Origin of the sequence: Bacillus sp. ABP14, assembly GCF_001831375.1 — a bacterium.
Lineage (GTDB): Bacteria > Bacillota > Bacilli > Bacillales > Bacillaceae_G > Bacillus_A > Bacillus_A paranthracis.
In genome coordinates this window covers 4,935,291-4,961,155 of sequence record NZ_CP017016.1, presented here as the reverse complement: position 1 = coordinate 4,961,155, position 25,865 = coordinate 4,935,291, and the positions used below count along the sequence as shown (strand labels likewise).

Genomic DNA, 25,865 nt, shown 5'->3' with positions numbered 1-25,865 from the left:
ATTAGATACTAGGATGTAGAGGTGAATGATGTGTTAGATCGTTTGCAAGCTGTAGAAAATCGTTATGAGAAGTTAAATGAATTGCTAAGCGACCCAGCAATTATTAGTGATTCAAATAAGCTTCGTGAATATTCAAAGGAACAGTCTGATATACAGGAAACGGTAGAGGTGTATCGTGAGTATAAGGATGTTCGTGAGCAATTAAAAGATGCGAAAGCAATGTTAGAAGATAAGTTAGACGCAGAAATGCGTGAAATGGTAAAAGAAGAGGTTTCTGAGCTAGAATCACAAGAAAAAACATTATCAGAGCGTCTGAAAATTTTACTTGTACCAAAAGACCCTAACGATGATAAGAACGTTATCGTTGAGGTTCGTGGAGCTGCTGGTGGTGACGAGGCTGCTTTATTTGCTGGTGACTTATACCGTATGTATAGCCGTTACGCTGAGGTGCAAGGTTGGAAAACGGAGATTATCGAGGCTAGCTATACAGAGTTAGGTGGATATAAAGAGATTATCTTTATGATTAACGGTAAAGGTGCTTTCGCGAAGCTGAAATTCGAGAATGGCGCTCACCGTGTACAACGTGTTCCTGAAACGGAATCTGGTGGACGTATTCATACATCTACAGCAACTGTAGCTGTATTACCAGAGGCAGAAGAAGTAGAAATTGATATTCATGAGAAAGATGTTCGTGTTGATACATTCGCTTCTAGTGGACCTGGTGGACAGAGCGTTAATACAACGATGTCAGCGGTACGTTTAACGCATTTACCGACTGGTGTAGTTGTATCATGTCAGGATGAGAAATCACAAATTAAGAATAAAGAAAAAGCGATGAAAGTATTACGCGCACGTGTTTATGATAAGTTTAGACAAGAAGCGCAAGCTGAGTATGATCAAAACCGTAAACAAGCTGTTGGTACGGGTGATCGTTCAGAGCGTATTCGTACGTATAACTTCCCGCAAAACCGTGTTACAGACCATCGAATCGGTTTAACGATTCAAAAGTTAGATCAAATCTTACAAGGTAAGTTAGATGATTTCATCAATGCCTTAGTAATGGAAGATCAGGCTCAAAGGATGGAGGCAGCTGAGTAATGCGTGTCTATGAAGCCCTGAAATGGGCTTCTTCTTTTTTACAGGAGAATGGACGAGATGAAAATGCGGGAGAAATTGTCCTTTGTCATGTATTAAAGACGAATAGAACAGGATTATTGATGAACATGCGTGAAGAAATAACTGCGGAACAAGAAAAAAGTTTTACAGAGTTTATCCACAAGCATGTAGAAGGTATTCCTATTCAATATATGATTGGTCATGAAATGTTTTATGGAAGATCGTTCTTTGTGAATGAAGAAGTATTAATACCAAGACCAGAAACAGAAGAGCTTATAGTAGGAGTGTTAGAAAGAATTGAGCGTCATTTTGGTGATGAGAAAATACATGTAGCAGATATTGGTACAGGTAGCGGAGCAATTTCGATTACACTTGCTTTAGAAAATAAAAATCTTCATGTGTATACGGTAGATATTGCGCAGGAGTCGATTGAAGTTGCAAAAGAAAATGCGAAAACTTTGGGCGCAGAAGTAACGTTCTATCATGGTGATTTATTATCACCATTTTATGAAACGGGTCAAAAGTTAGATGTTGTTGTTTCAAATCCTCCATATATACCGGAAGAAGATTGGCGTGGTCTTTCTCCCGTGGTGAAAGAGCATGAGCCAAAGAGAGCGCTTGTTGGTGGTGAAGACGGATTAGATTTCTATCGCCGCTTTATGGAAGAGTTGCCGAATGTGTTGCAGAAGAAAGCAATTGTCGCATTTGAAATTGGAGTAGGGCAAGGTGAGGACGTGAAAGGGCTGTTACAACAAGCATTTCCACATGCTCATGTTGAGGTTGTTTTTGATATTAATGGAAAAGATCGTATGGTATTTGCGGAGATAGAGTAAGGTTTACACCTTACTCTATTTTTTTGTGGAAAAATTCATATAGATTTTGAATTTAATAGTTTAGAAAGATGAAAGTCTGTCCACACTGTTTGTAGAAGGGACGGTGGAGGAAATGAAAAAACAAGTTATTGCTTATCTTCTTCTATTATTAATTGGTGCACAGTTACTTGTGCAGTTTGGATATATGAAAGCTGATGCGAAAGGGCCTTCAGTTATTCCGAAAGAGGCCGTTCGATTACGGATTTTAGCAAATAGTGATTCAGATAAAGACCAAGCGTTAAAGCGCAAAGTGCGTGATGAAGTAAAAGCACAAATTGATGGATGGGTAGCTGATTTAACTTCATTTGAAGAGGCACGCAAAGTCATTCAAAGTCATATTCCAGAAATCGAAAAAACAGTAGCAAATACGTTGAAAAAAGAAGGAAGTAAAGATTCATTTCAAGTGAATTTCAGTAAAAATGTAAAGTTTCCTACAAAGGTATATGGGAATTTTATTTATCCGGCAGGAGAATATGAAGCAGTCTTAATTACAATTGGGGAAGGTGAAGGGGCAAACTGGTGGTGTGTACTATTTCCACCGATGTGTTTCTTAGATTTTTCAAGTGGTACAGCTGTAAGGAAAGAAGAACATGTTGTGAAGGCTGAATCTCCTGAAGAGGAGCAAGTGAAACAAATAGATGATGAAGAAGTAGTAAATGCAGAAGAGAAAAAAGGGGATGAGGTGAAGGAAAAGAAAGTTGTAAAGCAGGAAGTCGCAAAAAAAGTAACAGCTTCTGAAAAGAAAGTAGTAAAAAATGAAACGAAAGTAGAAGAACAACCTGTAAGTAAAGAGGAAACAAAAACTGTGGAAAAAGTGGAGAAACCTGTGGAACAAAAACAAGAAAAGCGAAATGAGTATGTAAAAGTAGAGGAGGAAGAAGAAAAGCCGGAAGTTAAGTTATTTATTGTAGAAGCTTTTACATCTTTATTCTCTAAATAGTACTATTCGTAAATCCCTTCTCATATATAAAAAAGAGGAGGGATTTATTATGAAGAAGGTATATTTTGCGACGAAGGCAGATGTGGAAAGATTGCATTCTTTTTTCGGACAAGCTAATAAAAAAGATGATAAAATAAATGAGTTGTACGCACAGTTTATGATTTTGGAAGAGGCGGAAGAAATACGGGCGGTCATTGGATATGAACAAAGTGAAGAAAACGCACTTATTCGTTCTTGTTTATTCACACCTAATGTGGATAAACAGACTTTCTTATATTTTTTTGAAATGTTTTTGCAGTATATGAAAGAAAAAAATATTCGACAATTGTACTTACTAACAAATCATCCACAATCTATAACGATCTTTCAGTTTTTTGACTTTGTTACGATAGAGAAAGAGAACGTACCAGAGGGAATTCGACAGTTAGAACACTTTTGTAAAAATATAAAAGAGCCAAATGCAATAATACTAAATTGTCAGCTATTCACAAAGTTATCCACGGATTAATTAGGTTTATCCACATTTTGTGGATAAACCTTGTTTGTCTTTTGGATAAATCTCATAGTAAACTAAAAATAGACAAGTATTTCAGGGTAGAAAAGGACGTGGGAAAAAATGCATACAAATATGTGGGTTGTGGATAATGTTGTGGAAAGAAAAAAATATTATCCACAGTTACAAGAAGCAGCAAAATTATTAAGGGAAAATGAGGCGATTGCCTTCCCTACAGAAACGGTATATGGACTAGGTGCAAACGCGATGAATGATGAAGCGATTGCGAAAATTTTTGAGGCGAAAGGAAGACCGAGTGATAATCCACTTATTGTCCACATCGGTACAAAATCGCAGTTAGATGGTATTGTGAAGGAAATTCCGCCAGTTGCAGAACAGTTAATGGAGCATTTTTGGCCGGGCCCTTTAACAATTATTTTACCTAGAAAAGAAGGGATTTCAGAGAAGGTAACGGCAGGACTTAATACGGTTGGAGTAAGAATGCCTGATCATCCGGTAGCTCTTGCTCTTATTGAAGAGGCAAATGTACCTGTTGCAGCACCTAGTGCAAATCGTTCAGGTCGTCCAAGTCCGACGTTAGCGTCTCATGTATATGAAGATTTAAATGAGAAGATCGCAGGTATTGTAGATGGTGGTGCAACAGGAGTCGGTGTTGAATCGACTGTAATTGATTGTACGAGCGCTGTTCCAACGATATTACGCCCAGGTGGAATTACGAAAGAACAATTGGAAGCGGTGATTGGCACGGTTTCTTTAGATCCGGCTCTAAAGGATGAGAAGGAAAAACCTAAATCACCTGGAATGAAATATACACATTATGCACCGAAAGCTCCACTTAGTATTGTTGAAGGTTCACGTGAATTTATTCAGCTTATTGTGGATAAGAAAAAGGAAGAAGGATTCAAAGTCGGTGTATTAACGACAGAAGAGTATCAGCATGTATATAGCGCGGATGTTGTATTATCTTGTGGTGTTCGAAGTGATTTAGCTAGCGTTGCGACTAAATTATATGATGTACTTAGAACATTTGATGCAAGTGAAGTGGATGTTATTTTTAGTGAATCATTCCCGAATGAAGGAATAGGGAATGCCATTATGAATCGTTTAACAAAAGCGGCAGGACATCAAATTATTACTGAATGATAAGGTACGATTAGCAAACAGAATATTTCTCCTCGGATAAGCATATTTTGAAGTAGCACGTCCGAGGAGGGACATGAATGACGTTTGAACAGATAATACCTTTAATAATTATGGCGTTCGCCTTAGGGATGGATGCGTTCTCGGTAAGTCTTGGTATGGGAATGATGACCTTAAAGATAAGACAAATCCTGTATATCGGTGTGACGATAGGGATATTTCATATTATCATGCCATTTATAGGGATGGTATTAGGTCGTTTTTTATCAGAGCAGTATGGAGACATTGCACATTTTGCAGGTGCTATTTTATTAATCGGATTAGGATTTTATATTGTATATTCATCTATCTTGGAAAATGAAGAGACTCGAACGGCCCCTATTGGAATTAGTTTATTTGTATTTGCATTTGGGGTTAGTATAGACAGTTTTTCAGTAGGTCTTAGTCTTGGTATTTACGGGGCACAGACGATCATTACGATATTACTTTTTGGATTTGTTAGTATGTTATTAGCGTGGATTGGTTTATTCATTGGGAGACATGCGAAAGATATGCTCGGTACATATGGCGAGATAGTAGGTGGTATCATTTTGGTTGGATTTGGATTATATCTCCTTTTTCCTATATAATTTTAGGGGGAGGGCGTTATTTTACAAATTTCAATTTTAGGTTGGATTAAATTAATTCGTGAATGGTAAGATAGTTCCTTTCTGTGCATAGTTTTGTTTGTACTATACTGATTACGCTAAAAAATTCCACATATAGAAAGGATGAGATGGATGACGAGATTGAAGCAAGTTTTTGGTATTATTATTAGTTTTTTTGTTTTTTGGTTTAGTATGCTCGGTGTACAAATGTTTGCTGAGTTTTTAGATATTGAGTCATTGAAGTTTGTTGCGGGAAAAACGGAGGCGGCGCGTGCTTTTTATTCTCCATACCCGTTTTTAATTGTTTTTCTTATTACATTGCTTTCCCTTTACTTCTTCGTAATTAAGCTTGGGAAACCGAAAAAAGAGAAAGTACCTACTTTAGAGGAGCAGAAAGAAGAGATATAAGGGGGATACTATGTCTAACATTTCTTTGGCAGAAGCTGTAAAATTAAAAAGTGTATTATCGAAAAGAATACATGAATTAGAAGAAGAGATGAACCAAATTGGATTTGTTGAAATTGAAAAAGGTGATACACTTCCAAAACAGACGCGTACATTGGTACAAGTTGAACAGGAACTAGATGAAGTTCGCGCTGATTTTCGTCTTTTAGATAAATTAATGTATGAAGCAAATATCCGAAATGAAGTGAATTTCAACGGAGAGAATGTAACGATTGTTGAAGCGATAGAACTTGCAACGCAGTTACGTGCAAAAGCTCGAAAGTGTAAAGAGTTTGGGGTGAGTAAGAAAGAAGAACATGTATATTCTTACGGTGAAACATCATCGCTTGTAAAAGTAGCCATGTTTGATCCTGAAGTATATCGTGTAAAAGGTTTAGAGTTAGAGAGACAAGCTAATAGGTTATCTAACTTAATTAATGCGAAAAACTACGCCATTGAACTAGACTTTGATGGTGAAAAATACTTTTAAACCTTGAAGTGGTGAGACTCCGCTTCAAGGCATAGAAGAAGACCACTTTTGTAAAAATGAGATTTGTGATGGCCAAAGGACAACCAATCATCCAATAACCAATCACACTGTTACTTTTTACCGATGACCAATAATGGGAAAAGAGGTCGATGACCAATAATGAAAAATTATTTTTCTTCTTCTATGAAAAGGGTGTACCAAATTAATTTGGTACACCCTTTTATATTATTGTTACTTCTATTCTGAGGGGACGCTTCCGCTTTTAAGTGTTATCCAGCTCCAGTGGCCAGCTCTTCGCATCTAAGAACCTCCCGCACGAAAGGTAAAAAGCACCTTTTGTGCGAGAGAACCTTAGCTGGTCAGAGCTAAATGGGCCCCTTCCACTTTTAAACATATCCAGCTCCAGCGGCTAGAATGGTCGGTGGCTTCGCTCTCTCGCTCGAAGCAAAGAACGCTTCAAGGTCGAGAGCTCCAATGCCCTGCGATTCTGAGTGAGCCGCTTCCGCTTTTAGATTGGCCTCACTAATTCAAATTGTTCTCCTAGTTTTGCGTAGTTGTGTCCTGCTAGGCGGCTTACTGGTTTTAGTCCTTCTGCATGAATGCGTCCATTTTCGTATAGGTGTTCTGCGACGTGGAAACGAACGACGCGTCCAATTAGTAGATCGCAAGCTGGTGAGTCTTCTGTTCCGCCAAGGGGGATTGCGCGTTCTAGCACGCATTCCATTCGAATATTTGCTTCTTTTACACCTGGAACGGAGATGACATCACTTTCAATTGGTGTTAATTTTGCTAATTCAATTTCACTTTCATTTGGAGGGAGATTTGCTGCTGTTTCGTTAATTGCCGCTACATATGATTCATCAGAGATATGTACGACAAATTCTCCTTTTTCAATTGCGTTTCGAGAAGTGTCTTTTCTTTCTCCAGCTTTTCGTTGTACAGAAACTGAGATAAGTGGCGGATTAGCAGCAACAATATTGAAATAACTATATGGTGCTCCGTTTAATACGCCGTCTTTTGTTACAGAAGTAACGAATGCGACAGGGCGTGGAATAATACTTCCTGTAAGTAATTTGTAATTCTCTTTTTCCGATTGTTCATTTGGATTAATGGATAACATGATTGAAATCCCCTTTCTAAATATGACGACTTATTGTTTGTTTACAAGATGTTAGTGGAAAACTCCTGCTGAAAATAATATTTTTATTACATAAAAAGAACTTACTTCAACCACAATGAAGTAAGTTCCATCTAAATAATCTTGAATTCAAGATAAAAATTATAGTAAAACGTATGCGCCAGGTCCGATTAAAGCTACACCAATAGCAACAGCGATTAACATTAAGTTATATTCATATCCATTTTGAGTTACCCAGTAACCATTTTTTCCATGAACAGTGAAGATCGCCATTAACATTGTTCCAACGATAAATAATGAACCGATTGCAGTGAAAATACCTGATGCGAATAAGAAACCACCTAATAGTTCAGTTGCGCCAGCCATAAATGCCATAAATACACCAGGGCGTAAACCGATTGATTCCATCCAGCCGCCTGTTCCTTTTAAACCGTAACCGCCGAACCAACCAAATAATTTTTGAGCACCATGACCCATGAATGTAATACCTATAATAAGACGAATAATAAGAAGACCGAAATCCATCATTTTTGAAAACCTCCTAAAAGTTATTAACTTACCTTACGTAAGTAATAATAAAATAGTTACTTACTTTAGTCAAGCGGATTTCGAAAAAAGTTTGAAAAAAATTTTACAAATTAACAACAAAAAATAAAATGTAGTAAAGACCTCTAGACAAGTTAGGTAAAAAAAGAGAAAATATAAGTAGAAGTTAACTTCTTATTGTTATTCAGACAATCAGAATTGACTGGAATTTTGTGAGACGCTACAATAAGAGTCTAGTAGTAATGACGTAATTTATTTCGAAAGCGTTTTTACAGTATAATATTCGAAGTATGAAGTCTTACGTTTATTCTGATCTTTAATAGAGATTGCCCTATAAACTTTTAGGTAAATTATAAGGAGGACTATCCTATGTTTAAAAAATTATTCGGTCTTGGTTCAAAAACAAATGAAGAAACAATCGTAGCTCCATTAACTGGAGCGGTGAAAAATATTGAAGAAGTACCAGATCCAGTATTCGCTGGTCGTATGATGGGTGACGGTGTTGCAATCGATCCTACTGAAGGTGTAGTTGTATCTCCAGTTGATGGCGAAATCGTACAATTATTCCACACGAAACATGCAATTGGAATTAAAGCGAAAAACGGTACAGAAATTTTAATCCACGTTGGATTAGAAACTGTAAAAATGGAAGGCGAAGGTTTTGAAGCTCACGTTTCTGAAGGACAAGCTGTAAAAGCTGGAGATAAATTAATCTCATTCGACTTAGAATTAATTCGTGAAAAAGCGAAAAGCACAATTACTCCAATCGTTATTACAAACACAGATGCAGCTGAGTCTATTAAGACAACTGTAGGTGTAACTGCTACAAAAGGTTCAACAGAAGTAATGAAAGTTACAATGAAATAATTATCACATGAAAGGAATCCGTTTCGTATGAAATGGATTCCTTATTTTGTTTTGTAGTCTGTTCCTTATATATGGTAAAATACTTTGGGCACTTGGAAATAGGGTTTCACATATATGTGGATAAGGCGCATTTTTCTTAGAAAAAATATAAGAGAAATGCGCCTTTCGTATATTCACATTTCTTTTGTTCTATTGTAATGTACGCTATGATAAAAGGAAGGAAATAGAGAAAAGGGGTGGGTTTAGATGAAACGAGTATTATTTGTTTGCACTGGAAATACATGCCGTAGTCCGATGGCTGAGGCGTTACTGCGCCATTATGGAGAAGGTAAGTTTGAAGTGCAATCTGCTGGTGTTTTCGCCTATCCTGGAAGTGATGCGTCGGTACATGCAAAGGAAGCTTTAGCTGAAAAGGGAATTGCAATCGATCATGCTTCGCAGCAGGTAAACGAAGCCTTAATTGATTGGGCAGATATTGTAGTAACAATGACGGAAAAACATAAGGAAATTATCCTTGGGCATTATCCAAGTGTTGAAGGGAAAGTAGATACATTATATGGAGTAACTGAGGGGATGAGTAAGGATATTTCAGATCCGTTCGGCGGATCTCTCTCTATTTATAAAGAAACATTAGAAGAGATGGAAAAACTTGTACAAACTTTACTGAAAAAACATTCAGAAGGTTGATGTTTCGTGTATAATACGATATTGGAGATCACTTCGTCCCATTAAAGGATTAAGTGAGAATGAAGATAATGGATTGAAACTTTGGAGGGGTAAAAATGAAAGTAGTAGTAGCATCTGATCACGGCGGTATGAATATCCGTAAAGAACTTGTAAGTTTATTAGAAGAGTTAAATATTGAATATATTGATTTAGGTTGTGAATGTGAAGCTGGTTCTGTTGATTACCCTGATTTTGCGTTTCCAGCAGCGGAAATGGTAGCAAATGGCGAAGTAGATCGTGGTATTTTAGTTTGTGGGACAGGCATCGGTATGTCAATTGCTGCAAACAAAGTAAATGGTATTCGTTGTGCGTTAGTTCATGATACTTTCAGTGCGAGAGCAACGAGAGAGCATAACGATACAAACATGTTAGCAATGGGCGAGCGTGTAATTGGTGCTGGTCTAGCACGCGACATCGCAAAAATTTGGTTAACAACTGAATTTGAAGGCGGCCGTCACGAAAACCGCGTAGGAAAAATTAAAACATACGAAGCAAAGTAATAGATTCTAACTAGAAGCAGTAGGAAATATAATTTGGTGAACCAACCTGTGAAAGGAAGAGGCGTAATGACAGAAATCGTAAAGGTAAGAGAACAGCTACAAATTTCGCTTTCTGATTTCCAAGAACAAGCTTCATTACAAAGTGGTCAAATTTTTGTAGTGGGGTGTAGTACGAGCGAAGTGCTAGGAGAAAGAATTGGGACATCAGGAACGATGGAAGTAGCAGAGGCGATTTTTTCTGAGTTAAAACAATTTCAAGAACAAACAGGTATTGAGTTGGCGTTTCAATGTTGTGAGCATTTAAACCGTGCTTTAGTAGTTGAGAAAGAGTTGGCGATGAAATATCAATTTGAAATTGTAACAGTTACGCCTGTTAGATCAGCAGGTGGTGCATTAGCAACATATGCTTATCACAATTTGAAACATCCGGTAGTAATTGAGTTTATTAAAGCAGATGCGGGAATGGATATTGGTGATACATTTATCGGTATGCATTTAAAGCACGTAGCTGTTCCGGTTCGTACTAGTGTGAAGGAAATTGGAAGTGCACATGTAACGATGGCAACAACACGTGGAAAGCTAATTGGTGGAGCACGTGCTGTTTATGCGGCGAAGGAAGAGACTATCACTTGCCGTTAAAGTTATGAATAAGGTATGTTGTCTGACTTTATTATAGAAGAAAGAAAAGACCGATTTTCGGTCTTTTTTTTCTTTTATGATATAGAAAGTCATGTTAGAATGTAGTTGAAAACATGAAGGTTCGAAAGAATTACAACCTGAATTTTCGTTTTTTCTGAATAAATAAGAAAAAACTGTTGGGAATCGATGTAATTCGTTCAGAAAAGGGGGATTTTGGTGGATCATTTAAAACGTCAAGATGAAAAGGTATTTGCTGCAATTGAGGCAGAACTAGGAAGACAGCGTTCGAAGATTGAGTTAATTGCTTCGGAAAACTTCGTAAGTGAAGCAGTAATGGAGGCGCAAGGTTCTGTTTTAACGAATAAGTATGCTGAAGGATATCCTGGGAAACGTTACTATGGTGGTTGTGAACATGTAGACGTAGTAGAAGATATCGCACGTGATCGCGTAAAAGAAATTTTCGGTGCAGAGCACGTAAATGTTCAACCGCATTCTGGTGCACAAGCGAACATGGCAGTATACTTCACGATTTTAGAGCAAGGCGATACAGTACTTGGTATGAATTTATCTCATGGTGGTCACTTAACACACGGAAGCCCTGTTAACTTCAGTGGAGTACAATATAATTTCGTAGAATATGGCGTGGATGCTGAATCTCACCGTATTAATTACGATGATGTATTAGCAAAAGCGAAAGAACATAAACCAAAATTAATCGTTGCAGGTGCAAGTGCGTACCCTCGTGTTATCGATTTCAAACGATTCCGTGAGATTGCAGATGAAGTGGGCGCATACTTAATGGTTGATATGGCACATATCGCAGGTTTAGTAGCGGCTGGTTTACATCCAAATCCAGTGCCACATGCACATTTCGTTACAACAACAACACATAAAACATTACGTGGTCCACGTGGTGGTATGATTTTATGTGAAGAGCAATTTGCAAAACAAATTGATAAATCAATCTTCCCTGGTATTCAAGGTGGTCCACTTATGCACGTAATCGCTGCAAAAGCTGTTGCGTTTGGTGAGGCACTTCAAGATGATTTCAAAACATATGCACAAAATATCATTAACAATGCGAACCGCTTAGCTGAAGGCCTTCAAAAAGAAGGACTTACACTTGTTTCGGGTGGAACAGACAATCACTTAATCCTAATTGATGTTCGTAACCTAGAAATCACAGGTAAAGTAGCAGAGCACGTATTAGACGAAGTTGGTATTACAGTGAACAAAAATACAATTCCATTTGAAACAGCAAGCCCATTTGTAACGAGTGGTGTACGTATCGGTACAGCAGCTGTAACATCCCGTGGTTTCGGTTTAGAAGAAATGGATGAAATTGCGTCACTTATTGCTTACACATTAAAAAATCATGAAAATGAAGCTGCATTAGAAGAAGCGCGTAAGCGTGTAGAAGCGTTAACGAGCAAATTCCCAATGTACACAGATCTATAATAGATTGAAGAAGGCTGCTGAGACATAATTGTTTTAGCAGTCTTTTTTGTGGACATAGATTGTTCTTTAAGTATGTATACAAATGATGAATAAATTTTGGCGATATAATGAAGGATACAGCTCCCATAATTGGTAAAGATACTAGATAGATTCATCGGAAATCATGACTTTTCCAAATTTGCCCTTGAATATTAGTAGCGTTTTCTTTACAATCGTAAATAGTGTAAAAAAGCGTGCAAACGCATGAATATCATCTAAAGGAGAGATTCACATGGGAAAACTGTATGTATTTGATCACCCGTTAATTCAACATAAGATTACATATATTCGCGACAAGAATACAGGTACGAAAGATTTTCGTGAATTAGTGGACGAAGTAGCAAGCTTAATGGCTTTTGAAATTACTCGCGACCTTCCACTTAAAGACATTGAAATTGAGACTCCTGTAAGCAAAGCGACAACAAAAGTGATCGCTGGTAAAAAACTTGGTTTAATTCCGATTTTACGTGCAGGTTTAGGAATGGTTGATGGAATTCTGAAATTAATTCCAGCAGCAAAAGTAGGACACGTTGGCTTATACCGCGACCCTAAAACATTGCAACCGGTAGAATACTATGTGAAACTTCCAACGGATGTAGAAGAGCGTGACTTTATCGTACTAGATCCGATGCTAGCAACAGGTGGTTCTGCAGCTGAAGCAATTAACTCTCTGAAAAAGCGCGGTGCAAAACAAATTAAATTAATGTGTATCGTTGCAGCTCCAGAAGGAGTAAAAGTAGTACAAGAAGAACATCCTGATGTTGATATTTATGTAGCAGCATTAGATGAGAAATTAAATGACCACGGATATGTAGTACCAGGTCTTGGTGATGCTGGTGACCGTTTATTCGGAACGAAGTAAGACAACTGACGAGCAGGAGGATTCCTCAGCTCGTCTTTTTTTGATGTAAGCAAGTAGGGGAGGGGAGAGGATAAATATACATAGTATATACAACATAAGTTGCATACACATCACATATAATATAGAAGTCTTACGTCTAAAGAGCACTATATTATGGAAGGAAAGCGTTATATCGTAAAAATATAATAGTGACAAACTTGTGAACATTTCCTTCTATTATAAAGAGAAAACTGTTAGAAATTGCATATCTCTAACCAGTATTTAGAAGGGGAACGTTTTCATTTTTGGGAGGAAATGACTAATACTCAAATTTTTTGATTTTTTACGATTTCTCGTTGACACTGTTAATACCCTATTGTATGCTAACAACGGGGATAGATGGTAGGGCTTTCAGTGACAAAAATACATCTATTCCGTGACGAAAATGTAAACTTTTTATTTTGTATAGGATTTATGCAAAAAAATGAGTTATTATTAACACATCGTGAATGAGGGTTACATATTGGAGGGATGAATCCTTGCAAAAAAACGATCGCAGCCATATAAAAGCTTATGCTTTAATGTCAGGTATTCTTGCTCAGTTAGTCGGTTCTATTCTTGTTGGGATCTTTGGTGGGCAGTGGATTGATAATAAGGTTGGAACGTTTCCATTGTTTCTTATTATAGGGTTATTACTCGGATTAGGAACAGGGGTATACGCAATGATTCGACTCATTCGACATTACTATTCGGGAGAGCAATGATGATAGACGTACATGGACTTGTCCAAAGACAAAAGAAATATATGTACTACTTGCTTGCGCTTCTAGTGCTAGGATGGGGATTCACCTCTTACAAGGATGTATTTCTTGGACTGATTATCGGGACGATTTTCAGTTTTCTTAGTTTGCGCATCATTGCACGTAGGACAGACAAGCTGTTGGATCGCGTGACAAATGGAGAAAACGTGAAGTTTAAGGCGACAGCGGTAAGTACATATTCAAGATTCGCCACGATTGGGTTATTAATTTTATTTGCAGCCAAATATCAAGAGTTAATTGCGATGTGGGGCTTAGGTGTAGGATTGCTGACAGGATACCTTGTCATGATCATAGATTTTCTTTATTTAGAGTATAAGAGCAGGGAAGAGAGGTGAATTACTAGTGGAACACGGTAAATTAGTTGAATTTCTAGGTTTAACGTTCGATTTGTCATCAGTTATGATGGTTACTGTAGCAGCAGTTATTGTTTTCTTAATCGCTGTTATTGGAACTCGAAGCTTAGCTCTTCGCCCAACAGGAATGCAAAATTTCTTTGAGTGGGTTCTGGACTTCGTGAGAGGAATTATTAATAGCACAATGGATTGGAAAACAGGTGGGCGCTTCTTAACGCTTGGCGTTACGCTTATTATGTTTATCTTCGTATCAAATATGCTCGGTTTACCATTCATGTACTCAGCAACTGAGGCTGGTGAACATATTGCATGGTGGAGATCACCAACGTCTGATCCAGCAGTTACATTAACATTAGCCGTGATGGTAGTTACCCTCACCCATTACTATGGAATTAAGATGAAGGGTACGAAAGAATACATTAAAGGTTATTTCCAACCTATGAAATTCTTATTCCCATTAAAGGTTATTGAGGAATTTGCTAACACATTAACGTTAGGTCTTCGTTTATTCGGTAACATTTATGCAGGTGAGATTCTATTAGGATTACTTGCTAAATTAGGCGGAGCATCATTCCTTGGAGCATTAGGTGCACTTGTACCGATGTTAGCATGGATGGGATTCAGTGTATTCGTTGGTTCAATCCAGGCATTTATTTTCGTAATGTTAACGATGGTTTATATGGCTCATAAAGTAAGTCATGACCATTAATATAATTTAAGTAAGAAAAAATTTATTTTTTTATAATAAAAAGGAGGACAAATTAAATGAGTTTAGGTGTAATCGCAGCTGCAATTGCAATTGGTTTATCAGCATTAGGTGCAGGTATTGGTAACGGTCTTATCGTATCACGTACAATCGAAGGTGTTGCTCGTCAACCAGAACTAAAAGGCGCACTTCAAACAATTATGTTCATCGGGGTTGCATTAGTTGAGGCACTTCCAATTATCGGTGTAGTTATTGCATTCATCGTAATGAACAAATAAGGGAGACTCCCCTTACATAGATGGCGAAGAGTGTTTTTCCGAACTTTCTTCGCCATTGCTTTATGAACAAAATATATGTCTTTTTTTTTCATATAGTCAATTTAGAAATCTCGAAGGGAGTGAATCCTTGTGCCAACTTTATTATTAGGAGCTGCCATTCCATTTGGAACGATTGCTTATACACTATTTGTGTTCTTAGTTTTATTAGTAATGCTACGCAAATTCGCGTGGGGTCCTTTGATGGGAATTATGAAAGAACGTGAAGAGCACGTTAATAATGAAATCGACGCTGCAGAAAAGAATAATGCTGAAGCGAAGAAATTAGTAGAAGAACAACGTGAGATGTTAAAACAATCACGTGTTGAAGCACAAGAGTTAATCGAAAGAGCGAAAAAGCAAGCCGATGATCAAAAGGATGCAATTGTTGCTGCTGCGAAAGAAGAAGCAGAATCAATTAAAGCATCTGCTGTACAAGAAATTCAACGCGAAAAAGAGCAAGCGATTGCTGCTTTACAAGAACAAGTTGCTTCTTTATCTGTTCAAATTGCTTCTAAAGTAATTGAAAAAGAATTAAAAGAAGAAGATCAAGTGAAGTTAATTCGCGATTATATTAAAGAAGTAGGAGAAGCGCGATGAGCAATGGGATTGTAGCAAAACGTTATGCTGTCGCTCTTTTTAAAATTGCTAAAGAAAAACACGTATTAGAAATGTTTGAAGAGGAATTACGCCTTGTACAAAACGTTTATGTAAAGAACGGAGAACTACATAGCTTTTTAACGCAACCGAACATTTCAAAGGAACAAAAGAAAACGTTTCTTGCAAACGTATTCGGATCTGTTTCTGAATCTATTTTAAATACGTTATATATTTTAATTGATAACAAACGCATTGATATCTTACCTGAAATTGCAGATGAATACGTTGTTCTTGCTAATGAAGAACGTAACGTAGCGGACGCAACTGTATATTCTACTCGTCTTCTATCAGAAGAAGAGAAGCTTAACATTGCAGAAGCATTTGCAAAGAGAACAGGAAAAGATGCAATTCGCGTAAAAAATGTTGTAGATGAAGATTTACTAGGCGGCATTAAAGTACGTATTGGAAATCGCATTTATGACGGAAGTTTACAAGGAAAATTAGCACGTATTCAGCGTGAATTAATGAAGAATAGATAGGGGTGAAGCACATGAGCATCAGAGCTGAAGAAATTAGCGCACTGATAAAGCAACAAATCGAGAACTATCAGTCTGAAATCGAAGTTAGTGATGTTGGTACAGTTATCCAAGTTGGTGACGGTATCGCGCGTGCTCATGGTCTTGATAACGTTATGGCTGGTGAACTTGTAGAGTTCTCTAACGGCGTTATGGGACTAGCACAAAATTTAGAGGAAAACAACGTAGGTATTATCATTTTAGGACCTTACACAGAAATCCGTGAAGGTGACGAAGTTCGTCGTACTGGTCGCATCATGCAAGTACCAGTAGGAAAAGAACTAATTGGTCGTGTTGTAAACCCATTAGGTCAACCAGTTGATGGTTTAGGCCCAATCAATACAACAAACACTCGTCCAATCGAAAGTCCAGCACCAGGTGTAATGGATCGTAAATCTGTTCATGAGCCACTTCAAACAGGTATTAAAGCGATTGACGCTCTTGTACCAATTGGCCGTGGTCAACGTGAGTTAATCATCGGTGACCGTCAAACAGGTAAAACAGCAGTTGCACTAGATACAATCATTAACCAAAAAGATGAAGATATGATTTGTATTTACGTAGCTATCGGACAAAAAGAATCAACTGTACGTAACGTAGTAGAAACACTACGTAAGCATGGTGCATTAGAGTACACAATCGTTGTAACTGCATCTGCTTCTCAACCAGCTCCATTATTATACCTAGCTCCTTACGCTGGTGTAACAATGGGTGAAGAGTTCATGTACAATGGTAAACACGTATTAGTAGTATATGATGACTTATCAAAACAAGCAGCAGCTTACCGTGAGCTGTCATTACTATTACGTCGTCCTCCAGGTCGTGAAGCTTACCCAGGGGATGTATTCTACTTACATTCTCGCTTATTAGAGCGTGCAGCAAAATTAAGTGATGCAAAAGGCGGCGGTTCTTTAACTGCACTACCTTTCATCGAAACACAAGCAGGGGACGTATCAGCTTACATCCCAACAAACGTAATCTCAATTACGGATGGACAAATCTTCTTACAATCTGACCTATTCTTCTCTGGCGTACGTCCAGCGATCGATGCGGGTACTTCTGTATCTCGTGTAGGTGGATCTGCTCAGATTAAAGCAATGAGTAAAGTATCAGGTACACTTCGTCTTGACCTTGCATCTTACCGTGAGTTAGAAGCGTTCGCTCAGTTCGGTTCTGACCTAGATAAAGCAACTCAAGCGAAACTAAACCGTGGTGCTCGTACTGTTGAGGTATTAAAACAAGGATTACACAAACCGTTACGTGTAGAGAAACAAGTTATCATTCTTTACGCTTTAACACGTGGATTCCTAGATGATATCCCAGTAGTAGATATCACTCGTTTCGAAGAAGAATTCCATGCTTGGTTAGATTCTAATGCGACTGACTTATTAGAAGAAATCCGCACAACTAAGAAACTTGCGGATGACGACAAATTTGCAGCAGCAATTAACGGATTTAAAAAAGTATTCGTAGCTTCTGAATAATAATAAAAAGTGAAGCCGACTGTTCAGCCCCATCGGCTAAGGTTCTTTCCCACAGAAGGTGCTTTTTACCTTCTGGTGGGGAAGGTTCTTAGACGAAAGGGGCTAGGAGGCGGAACTAGATTAATAAAAGCGGAAGCGGCTCGTTCTGAATGTGAGGGGGATGGAACTTCTGACGAAGAGGCGGTGTTTGCCTCGTAGGAAGAAGTGAAGCCACCGAGCATTCAAGCCGCTGGAGCTAGATAGTATATATAAGGCATCTCAATTTCTGAGATTGCTGACGGTTATGTAAAGGAAAAGAGTAGGTGCACCTATTCTTTTCCTTCAATCATGAGCAAGAATATCTTGCAACGTAGATTAGGAAGAGAATTCTTACTAATCGTGCCAACTTCCGGAAAAAAGGTGGTGAAAACCTGTGGCATCTTTACGCGATATAAAAGCGAAGATTAACTCGACAAAGAAAACGAGTCAAATTACGAAAGCGATGGAGATGGTATCTGCATCTAAGTTAAACCGTGCAGAGCAAAATGCTAAATCTTTCGTTCCGTATATGGAAAAGATTCAAGAAGTAGTAGCGAGCATTGCGCAAGGAAGTAAAGGAATTAATCATCCAATGCTAAATGCGCGTCCTGTAAAGCGTACAGGATACATCGTTATTACATCTGATCGCGGACTAGCAGGTGGTTATAACAGTAACGTATTACGTACAGTAAGTAACGTAATTCGTGAACGTCATAATATGGATTCAAACCAATATTCAATTATTGTGCTTGGACGACTAGGACGTGATTATTTAAAACGTCGCGGTTTTAACATCATTGATGAAGTAGTTGGATTATCTGACCACCCATCATTTACTGATATTAAAGATCTTGCTTCTCGAGCAATTGCGATGTTCGCAGATGGTGCTTATGATGAGCTGTATATTTACTACAACCATTACGTAAGTAAAATTTCACAAGAAGTAACGGAAAATAAAATTTTACCGCTTACTGATGTGGCGTCTGATAAACCGACGACAGCTTATGAATTCGAACCTTCTGAAGAAGAAATTTTAAAAGTACTATTGCCACAATACGCAGAAAGCTTAGTGTACGGTGCATTACTAGACGGTAAAGCAAGTGAGCACGCAGCGCGTATGACAGCAATGAAGAGTGCTACAGACAACGCAATGGAAGTTATCGATTCACTTACACTTTCATTCAACCGTGCGCGTCAGGCAGCGATTACGCAAGAAATTACGGAAATCGTTGGTGGAGCAGCAGCGTTAGAGTAGTAATAAAAAGCGTAGGCGGTTCGTTCAGAATGAGAGGGGGATGAAGCTTTTGACGTAGAGGCGATTTGTGCCTCGCAGGAAAAAGCGAAGCCACCAAACATTCTAACCGCCGGAGCTAGATTCAATAAAAAGCGGAAGCGGCTCGTCCAGAACAGGAGGGCATTGGAGCTCCTGACAAAGAGGCGTTTTTTGCCTCGTAGGAAGGCGCGAAATGACCGACTGTTCTAGCCGCTGGAACTAGATTCAATAAAAAGCGGAAGCGGCTCATTCAACAGAGTCGCGTAAGCTATAAACTAATAAAAAATGAAAAGATAGCTGCTCGTAGAAAGTTGGCTAATTAAAAGAAAGCTAGGAGGGAACCCGATGAATAAAGGGCGCGTTACGCAAATCATGGGTCCGGTTGTAGACGTTAAGTTTGATGGCGGAAAGCTACCAGAAATCTACAACGCCCTTACGGTAAAACAGAGCAACGAAAACGGTGAACTTAACTTAACATTTGAAGTTGCACTTCATTTAGGTGATGATACAGTTCGTACAGTTGCGATGTCTTCCACAGATGGACTTGTTCGTGGCACAGAAGTAGAAGATACTGGTAAAGCAATCTCTGTACCAGTTGGTGATGCAACACTTGGTCGCGTATTTAACGTATTAGGTGATGCTATTGACTTAGATGGTGAGGTTCCTTCGGATGTACGCCGTGATCCAATTCACCGTCAAGCACCTGCATTCGAAGAATTATCTACTAAAGTAGAAATTCTTGAAACTGGTATTAAAGTAGTAGACTTACTTGCTCCTTACATTAAGGGTGGTAAGATCGGTCTATTCGGTGGTGCCGGTGTAGGTAAAACAGTATTAATTCAGGAGTTAATCAACAACATCGCACAAGAGCACGGTGGTATCTCTGTATTCGCTGGTGTAGGTGAGCGTACTCGTGAGGGTAATGACTTATACCACGAAATGAGCGATTCTGGCGTAATTAAGAAAACTGCGATGGTATTCGGACAAATGAACGAGCCACCTGGAGCACGTCAACGTGTTGCATTAACAGGCTTAACAATGGCTGAATATTTCCGTGATGAGCAAGGACAAGACGTACTTCTGTTCATCGATAATATCTTCCGTTTCACGCAAGCAGGTTCTGAAGTATCTGCCCTTCTTGGCCGTATGCCATCTGCGGTAGGTTACCAACCAACACTTGCAACAGAAATGGGTCAATTACAAGAGCGTATTACATCTACAAATAAAGGGTCTATCACGTCTATCCAAGCGGTATATGTACCAGCCGATGACTATACTGACCCAGCACCAGCTACAACGTTCGCTCACTTAGATGCAACAACAAACTTAGAGCGTCGTTTAACACAAATGGGTATTTACCCAGCCGTAGATCCATTAGCATCTACATCTCGTGCACTTTCTCCAGAAATCGTAGGAGAAGAGCATTATGAAGTGGCTCGTCAAGTACAGCAAACTTTACAACGTTACAAAGAGCTTCAAGATATCATTGCTATCTTAGGTATGGATGAGTTATCTGAAGAAGATAAGTTAGTTGTACATCGTGCTCGTCGTATTCAATTCTTCTTATCTCAAAACTTCCACGTAGCGGAGCAGTTTACAGGTCAAAAAGGTTCTTACGTACCTGTAAAAGACACAGTTCGTGGTTTCAAAGAAATTCTAGAAGGAAAATATGATGACCTTCCAGAAGATGCATTCCGCTTAGTTGGTGGCATTGAAGAAGTTATTGAAAACGCGAAGAAAATGATGGCGTAAGGCCTTAGGAGGGACGAAGTATGAAGACATTTCCAGTCAGTATTGTAACTCCTGATGGACCGGTTTACGAAAAAGAAGTAGAAATGGTAAGTGTAAAAGCAGAGAGTGGGGAAATGGGGATTTTACCAGGTCACATTCCAACTGTTGCACCATTAAAAATTAGTGCAGTTCGTCTGAAAAATGGTGGACACACTGATTATGTAGCAGTAAGTGGTGGCTTTATCGAAGTTCGTCCAGATAAAGTAACTGTATTATCATCATCTGCTGAAGAAGCAAACCATATCGATATCCATCGTGCAAATGAAGCGAAGCGTCGTGCGGAGCAACGTTTGCAAGATAAACAAGCACATGTTGACTTTAAACGTGCAGAAATGGCATTACAACGTGCTGTGAACCGTTTAAACGTTTCCGATATGAAATAAAAAATTCGTAAAGGCTTTGCCTTTACGAATTTTTTTATAGATTTTATGGATAATTTTACAAAAATGGTATAATTACATCAGTGCTCGTATAAGTAGAGAATGTACAACAATTTATAAAGGGGATGAAGAAATGATCGGTGAAATGAAACGAGAAGCATTGCACTCTTTAAAAGGAAAATGGGGACTAGGTGTTGGATCAACGATTTTATATTTTATTTTAAGTTATGTTGTTTCAATGGCTGCAATGCTTATACTTTTAATTCCAGGAATTATTATATTTTTCTCATTTGCTGGTTTAACAGGTTCACTTGAAGAGGAAACAATGTCAATCGGAGCAGGTGTTACATTCGGGATTTTTTATTGCATTATGATAATTTTGAGTAACGCATCGTATGGGATTACATCATACGGTTATACAAATGTATTTTTACAGATTAGTAAACGAGAAGGTGCTAAAGTAGATCACTTATTCGAAGGATTTCGTGGCTTTAAAAGAATGATGAAAACAATGTGGGCAATGCTTGCGATTTTATTATATACAGGTACATGGATTCCGATGTTGCTAGTAGCCTTATTTGCATTTTTGGGTGAAGAAGGAAATACGTCGTTTGCTATTGCTTTCTTTGTACTATTAGCTATTTCAATCGTTGGGATGATTGTGATGTACTTTTCTTATGCAATGACGTACTATGTTATGGTTGAAAATCCAGAGTATAGTGTTTCGCAAGCAATGAAAGAAAGTAAGAATCTGATGAAGGGGCATAAATTAGATCTATTTCTTTTATGGTTAAGCTTTATAGGGTGGGCTATTTTAGCGATTTTTACACTTGGAATAGGTTTTCTATGGCTTAGTCCGTATGTGAGTACAACGACAGCGCATTTTTATCGCTACATTTCAAAGGGTGAATTGCAGTAGGAGTATGCTATACTAATAGAATTATTGTGTATAGGAGGCGAGGCTAAACATGATTAGTGATTTAAAAGGAGAAGCACTGGATTCATTAGAAGGGAAATGGGGCTTAGCTGTCGGGGCAACATTACTGATTTCGATTCTTCTTACGACCTTTAGTTTTAGTATTGAGTGGGTATTTTCTTCAATTTTTGATTGGAAAGAAACGAAAAATTCAATTTCAATAAATATCATTACATTTTTTGTTACTGGGCCTTTAACTTTAGGTGGATATTATCTTGCTTTAAATATCCTTCGTGAAAAGCAAGCTAGTATCGGTAATGTGTTCATTTGGTTTTCAGAGGGAAAGAGATTTTTAAAGTCATTTTTATTATATTTATTAGTAAATCTTTATCTTTTCTTATGGACGTTACTGTTCATTATTCCAGGCATTATTAAATCATTTTCTTATGCGATGACGTACTTTATAATAAATGATCACCCTGAGTATTCTATAAATCAAGCGATTACAGAAAGCCGTCGTATGATGGATGGGCATAAGATGGAGTATTTCATTTTATGTTTGAGCTTTATTGGTTGGTTTATATTAAGTTGTATTACACTCGGGATTGGATTCTTATGGCTAATTCCATATTTTTATACGACGTCAGCAGCCTTTTATGAAGAGATTGCAGAGGAATATTACGAGAAAACAATTCCGACACTATAAAGTGGGGCATCCCACATTGATGATTCGTTTTATAACCCCCCCAGTATGAGTTATTGATTCATACTGGGGGTTTTTTGTAGAAATTTTATAAATTGATGACTAGTAAGTGGTTTACTGAAATAGTAACCTTGCATATATTTACAGTTATTCTTTTGTAGAAATTTAAGTTGTTTTTCTGTTTCAATTCCTTCAGCAACGACAGATAGGTTTAACGTATTTGCAAGAGAAAGGATAGTGGAAACGATGGCCCTTTCTTCAGGGCGATGATCGGCGAGTTGTGTAAATTCTCTCGGTACTTTTAATGTATCAATAGGGAAAATGGATAAATAAGCAAGAGAAGAATAGCCGGTTCCGAAGTCATCGATGGACGTTTGAATACCATATTCCTTTAATTGTTTTAGCTTGGATAACGTTTCCTTTTCATCGATCATTGCAATTCGTTCTGTTAATTCAAGTGTTACATCTTTTGGATCGACTTTAACGTCTGTTATTATTTGTAAAATGTTCTCGATTAAATTATTTTGCTGGAACTCTTTAGCTGATAAGTTAACACTTATTTTTAAATCTTTGTAGCCAAAAGTATGCCATATTTTTAGCTGACGACAAGATTCATTTAATACCCAATGACCAAGTGGAATGACTTGAGGAGTCTCCTCTACAATTGGAATGAACTCACATGGCGGAATGTCACCAAGGAGTGGGTGTTTCCAGCGTAGTAATGCTTCAGCACCAATGATCTTTTTCGTAGTAATATCAATTTGTGGTTGATAGACAAGATAAAATTCTTCGTTTACTAAAGCGAGTGGTAAATCTTTTTCAATTCGAGCTTTTCGTTCCATTTTTTTATACAATTCTTTCGTGTACAGAGAGCTACCATTTTTCCCTTTATTTTTTGCTTCGTACATGGCCATATCAGCATGCTGTAAAATCGATAATGGATCTTCACCTGCTTCAGGGTATATGGCTATCCCGATGCTCGGTGAGATTTGTAAATGTTGATTTTCAATTTCGAATGGTTCGTTCATGGCTGCTACAATTGTATCAGCTATTTTTTTTACATCTGGCCTCTTTTTATAATTTTCGATAAGGATTGTGAACTCATCTCCAGCTAATCGGGCAAGCTTCATATTTGTTGTCGCTATACTTTCGAGTCTTTTTGCTACTGCAATTAATAGAAGGTCTCCTACCCTATGACCGAGGGTATCGTTAATAACTTTAAAGCGATCTAGGTCAAGAAACATAACAGCAAAAGGCATTTTTGATATTTTGGATCGCGCAATTGCTTGTTCTACATATTGATGAAATGCACGTCGATTTGCAAGCTCTGTTAGTGTATCATGATATGCTAGAAAGTTAATTTGTTCTTGTTGTTGTTTGCTTTCCGTAATATCTTTAATCATTAAATACACTCCAGAAATATGATCCTTTAAAAAGATAGGAACAGCTGTCACATGCAAGTAGTAAATATCTCTATTTTTATGATATGCCCGTATTTCTAAAGAAATAGATTTCCCCTTTTTTACGCGATGAAAGGCATTAATGATTTCTTCCAAATCTTCTTCATACGTAAGTGAATAGTAAGGCTGATTTAATAATTCATTCGTTTGATAACCGAGTAAAGTCGTACCAGCGTTATTCACTTTAAGAAAATTACCGTATAAATCTAATGTGAAGATTGGATCTGGATGATGCTCGTATAAAGATTTAAACATTTGTTGGTTATGATATAGTTCATTTTTTTGTTCTACTAAATCTTCTGTACGCAGTTCAATTTGTTTTTCGAGTTCTGAGTTGAATTGCATTTGGGCTAATAATAATATTTTATTTTGTTTTCGAACTAAACTATGGCGTATGAGAACGAAGGAGAAAGTTATCATAAGCCCAATTACTACAATAGGCGCGAAAACATATTCGACTAATATGAAAACAATAAGCATTACGACAGAAATATAAGGTAATGATAATCTGATCGATTCCCCAAGTTTAGGTGTTAATAGCACTTGTTCTTGTCTTTCAGGTTCTTTTGTATGAAGAATACAGGCGATTGCTACTAGCACTAAAGTTACTTGATAGAGAGGAGTAATTGTAAACATAGAATATTCGGGTGTGAAGTATTTGATATAAGCATAAATCGCATCTGTAGTCGCATACAAAATTAAAGCACTACCAAGGAGCGCACCAACTTTTTTCGGTAATAAGGAAAGTGGTTTGAATAAAAGGTTAATTCCTATGAGAAAAAAGAGTAAATCGGTCATTGGATAGGTAAGTTGAACAAATATGTCGATATAGGATGTTGAAGAAACGTGAATGGTTCGTTCAATAAGTAAGTAGTAACTTAAAGTGAACTGTGCTGTAACAATAATGCAAATATCACATATCATAAAAAGCTTTTCTAATAAATCTCGGTTATAAATGATTTCATATAGAAAGGCAAATGCAAAGCTAATTAAAAAAAGTAGATAAAAAAAATCAGACGGATCAACGAATGTATAGTAGTCCTTTAAAATTAAACGTTGATAGGCAACTACGATATCACCAATGAAATAAGAGAGGGTTCCAACACATAAAATGGTCCAAAATAAACGAGGTAACCCTTCTTTCAAGTTTGAAAAATAAAGTATATAACTACAAGCGATAATATCAATGAATAATGTACTCATACCAATTAATATTTGAAAAGGAAATGAGTATTCATATAGAAAAGGCATTGTCACGTAATGAATCATTATAGATAACAATATAATGCTTATAAGAATGCTTACATGTGTTTGTTTTTTCATTTATCTCACCCACGGTATATACATATAAATTCCTCTTTTTATTTTTTATAGTTTCTATACTTATTTTGCACAGGTATAGCCAGTTATAAAAATAGATTTTAATAATTCTCGTTTCTGTCCCCAACATATCGACATAGGAATTTGAAGTTTGCTATAATGATTAAAATAGTTGCATTATTTAGAAAAATTTAAAAATAATAATTACTGCAACTAGGACATATTGTTTACTAA

The 25,865-nt window shown here is 37.5% G+C and carries 30 protein-coding genes; 27 read left to right on the top strand and 3 right to left on the bottom strand.

The genetic code is table 11. The annotated features are described in order from the left end of the window. The first annotated feature begins 30 nt into the window (after window positions 1-30). From prfA to BGI23_RS25925, 8 genes are all read left to right on the top strand, one after another. The gene (prfA, locus tag BGI23_RS25960) at window positions 31-1,098 is read left to right on the top strand and encodes a peptide chain release factor 1 (protein WP_000887065.1); all 1,068 of its coding nucleotides are present in this window, start codon (window positions 31-33) and stop codon (window positions 1,096-1,098) included. Further along, window positions 1,098-1,949, top strand: coding sequence for a peptide chain release factor N(5)-glutamine methyltransferase (prmC, locus tag BGI23_RS25955; protein ID WP_070807228.1), 852 nt, complete (start codon window positions 1,098-1,100; stop codon window positions 1,947-1,949). Before prfA ends, prmC begins: the two co-directional genes overlap by 1 nt. A gap of 112 nt (window positions 1,950-2,061) precedes the next feature. Beyond that, the gene (gene spoIIR / locus BGI23_RS25950) at window positions 2,062-2,928 is read left to right on the top strand and encodes a stage II sporulation protein R (RefSeq protein WP_070807338.1); all 867 of its coding nucleotides are present in this window, start codon (window positions 2,062-2,064) and stop codon (window positions 2,926-2,928) included. Between the two features lie 49 nt (window positions 2,929-2,977). Next, a complete protein-coding gene (locus BGI23_RS25945) occupies window positions 2,978-3,436 on the top strand; it encodes a GNAT family N-acetyltransferase (protein WP_000758435.1) in 459 nt (152 codons plus the stop codon). A 108-nt stretch (window positions 3,437-3,544) separates the two neighbouring features. Next, a complete protein-coding gene (locus tag BGI23_RS25940) occupies window positions 3,545-4,585 on the top strand; it encodes an L-threonylcarbamoyladenylate synthase (protein ID WP_000557347.1) in 1,041 nt (346 codons plus the stop codon). Between the two features lie 77 nt (window positions 4,586-4,662). Beyond that, on the top strand, window positions 4,663-5,211 hold the full coding sequence (locus tag BGI23_RS25935) for a manganese efflux pump MntP (protein WP_000142416.1): 549 nt from the start codon (window positions 4,663-4,665) through the stop codon (window positions 5,209-5,211). Window positions 5,212-5,361: 150 nt separating this feature from the next. Next, window positions 5,362-5,637, top strand: a complete 276-nt coding sequence (locus tag BGI23_RS25930) for a DUF3935 domain-containing protein (RefSeq protein WP_000197474.1) — start codon at window positions 5,362-5,364, stop codon at window positions 5,635-5,637. 10 nt (window positions 5,638-5,647) lie between these two features. Next, entirely contained in the window at window positions 5,648-6,163 is a 516-nt protein-coding gene (locus BGI23_RS25925) for a hypothetical protein (RefSeq protein ID WP_070807227.1), read from the top strand. Window positions 6,164-6,671: 508 nt separating this feature from the next. On the opposite strand, the gene BGI23_RS25920 is transcribed toward BGI23_RS25925, so the two are convergent. Both BGI23_RS25920 and BGI23_RS25915 read right to left on the bottom strand, forming a co-directional pair. Beyond that, window positions 6,672-7,283 (bottom strand): flavin reductase family protein, encoded by a 612-nt coding sequence (locus tag BGI23_RS25920; RefSeq protein WP_000949040.1) that lies wholly within the window; start codon window positions 7,281-7,283, stop codon window positions 6,672-6,674. A gap of 159 nt (window positions 7,284-7,442) precedes the next feature. Beyond that, a complete protein-coding gene (locus tag BGI23_RS25915) occupies window positions 7,443-7,829 on the bottom strand; it encodes a DoxX family protein (RefSeq protein ID WP_000968618.1) in 387 nt (128 codons plus the stop codon). Between the two features lie 387 nt (window positions 7,830-8,216). Between BGI23_RS25915 and BGI23_RS25910 the strand changes: the two genes are divergently transcribed. From BGI23_RS25910 to BGI23_RS25820, 19 genes are all read left to right on the top strand, one after another. Then, entirely contained in the window at window positions 8,217-8,714 is a 498-nt protein-coding gene (locus tag BGI23_RS25910; protein ID WP_000473666.1) for a PTS sugar transporter subunit IIA, read from the top strand. Between the two features lie 246 nt (window positions 8,715-8,960). Next, window positions 8,961-9,401 carry a low molecular weight protein arginine phosphatase gene (locus BGI23_RS25905; RefSeq protein ID WP_000832383.1) on the top strand — a complete coding sequence of 147 codons (441 nt, stop codon included), beginning with the start codon at window positions 8,961-8,963 and terminating at the stop codon, window positions 9,399-9,401. A gap of 95 nt (window positions 9,402-9,496) precedes the next feature. Then, a complete protein-coding gene (gene rpiB, locus BGI23_RS25900; RefSeq protein WP_000869919.1) occupies window positions 9,497-9,940 on the top strand; it encodes a ribose 5-phosphate isomerase B in 444 nt (147 codons plus the stop codon). A gap of 66 nt (window positions 9,941-10,006) precedes the next feature. Beyond that, window positions 10,007-10,579 (top strand): TIGR01440 family protein, encoded by a 573-nt coding sequence (locus tag BGI23_RS25895; protein ID WP_070807226.1) that lies wholly within the window; start codon window positions 10,007-10,009, stop codon window positions 10,577-10,579. A 216-nt stretch (window positions 10,580-10,795) separates the two neighbouring features. Further along, the gene (gene glyA / locus BGI23_RS25890) at window positions 10,796-12,037 is read left to right on the top strand and encodes a serine hydroxymethyltransferase (protein ID WP_000349818.1); all 1,242 of its coding nucleotides are present in this window, start codon (window positions 10,796-10,798) and stop codon (window positions 12,035-12,037) included. Between the two features lie 271 nt (window positions 12,038-12,308). Continuing rightward, window positions 12,309-12,938 carry a uracil phosphoribosyltransferase gene (gene upp, locus BGI23_RS25885; protein WP_000517539.1) on the top strand — a complete coding sequence of 210 codons (630 nt, stop codon included), beginning with the start codon at window positions 12,309-12,311 and terminating at the stop codon, window positions 12,936-12,938. Between the two features lie 378 nt (window positions 12,939-13,316). Then, entirely contained in the window at window positions 13,317-13,430 is a 114-nt protein-coding gene (locus tag BGI23_RS25880) for a DUF4024 domain-containing protein (protein WP_000232961.1), read from the top strand. A 26-nt stretch (window positions 13,431-13,456) separates the two neighbouring features. Continuing rightward, complete coding sequence (locus BGI23_RS25875; protein ID WP_001171223.1) at window positions 13,457-13,681, top strand: AtpZ/AtpI family protein; 225 nt, start codon at window positions 13,457-13,459, stop codon at window positions 13,679-13,681. Beyond that, window positions 13,681-14,073, top strand: a complete 393-nt coding sequence (locus tag BGI23_RS25870; RefSeq protein ID WP_000567600.1) for an ATP synthase subunit I — start codon at window positions 13,681-13,683, stop codon at window positions 14,071-14,073. Before BGI23_RS25875 ends, BGI23_RS25870 begins: the two co-directional genes overlap by 1 nt. 7 nt (window positions 14,074-14,080) lie before the next feature. Then, window positions 14,081-14,800, top strand: a complete 720-nt coding sequence (atpB, locus tag BGI23_RS25865) for a F0F1 ATP synthase subunit A (RefSeq protein WP_000399869.1) — start codon at window positions 14,081-14,083, stop codon at window positions 14,798-14,800. Window positions 14,801-14,856: 56 nt separating this feature from the next. Beyond that, a complete protein-coding gene (gene atpE, locus BGI23_RS25860) occupies window positions 14,857-15,075 on the top strand; it encodes a F0F1 ATP synthase subunit C (RefSeq protein WP_000052064.1) in 219 nt (72 codons plus the stop codon). 129 nt (window positions 15,076-15,204) lie between these two features. Beyond that, window positions 15,205-15,711 carry a F0F1 ATP synthase subunit B gene (atpF, locus tag BGI23_RS25855; protein ID WP_001142620.1) on the top strand — a complete coding sequence of 169 codons (507 nt, stop codon included), beginning with the start codon at window positions 15,205-15,207 and terminating at the stop codon, window positions 15,709-15,711. Beyond that, window positions 15,708-16,250 (top strand): F0F1 ATP synthase subunit delta, encoded by a 543-nt coding sequence (atpH, locus tag BGI23_RS25850; RefSeq protein ID WP_000064683.1) that lies wholly within the window; start codon window positions 15,708-15,710, stop codon window positions 16,248-16,250. The genes atpF and atpH overlap by 4 nt, the downstream gene beginning before the upstream one ends. Before the next feature lie 11 nt (window positions 16,251-16,261). Next, window positions 16,262-17,770 carry a F0F1 ATP synthase subunit alpha gene (gene atpA / locus BGI23_RS25845; RefSeq protein ID WP_000027518.1) on the top strand — a complete coding sequence of 503 codons (1,509 nt, stop codon included), beginning with the start codon at window positions 16,262-16,264 and terminating at the stop codon, window positions 17,768-17,770. Between the two features lie 412 nt (window positions 17,771-18,182). Beyond that, window positions 18,183-19,043 carry a F0F1 ATP synthase subunit gamma gene (gene atpG, locus BGI23_RS25840; RefSeq protein ID WP_000157696.1) on the top strand — a complete coding sequence of 287 codons (861 nt, stop codon included), beginning with the start codon at window positions 18,183-18,185 and terminating at the stop codon, window positions 19,041-19,043. A gap of 363 nt (window positions 19,044-19,406) precedes the next feature. Then, entirely contained in the window at window positions 19,407-20,813 is a 1,407-nt protein-coding gene (gene atpD / locus BGI23_RS25835) for a F0F1 ATP synthase subunit beta (protein WP_001032592.1), read from the top strand. Window positions 20,814-20,833: 20 nt separating this feature from the next. Next, complete coding sequence (atpC, locus tag BGI23_RS25830; protein WP_000847211.1) at window positions 20,834-21,235, top strand: F0F1 ATP synthase subunit epsilon; 402 nt, start codon at window positions 20,834-20,836, stop codon at window positions 21,233-21,235. Between the two features lie 130 nt (window positions 21,236-21,365). Then, window positions 21,366-22,151 carry a DUF975 family protein gene (locus BGI23_RS25825; protein WP_070807225.1) on the top strand — a complete coding sequence of 262 codons (786 nt, stop codon included), beginning with the start codon at window positions 21,366-21,368 and terminating at the stop codon, window positions 22,149-22,151. Between the two features lie 49 nt (window positions 22,152-22,200). Continuing rightward, a complete protein-coding gene (locus tag BGI23_RS25820; RefSeq protein WP_000622476.1) occupies window positions 22,201-22,854 on the top strand; it encodes a DUF975 family protein in 654 nt (217 codons plus the stop codon). A gap of 50 nt (window positions 22,855-22,904) precedes the next feature. Here BGI23_RS25820 and BGI23_RS25815 read toward each other — a convergent pair whose 3' ends face one another. Continuing rightward, on the bottom strand, window positions 22,905-25,634 hold the full coding sequence (locus BGI23_RS25815; protein WP_070807224.1) for a putative bifunctional diguanylate cyclase/phosphodiesterase: 2,730 nt from the start codon (window positions 25,632-25,634) through the stop codon (window positions 22,905-22,907). Between the last annotated feature and the right edge of the window lie 231 nt (window positions 25,635-25,865).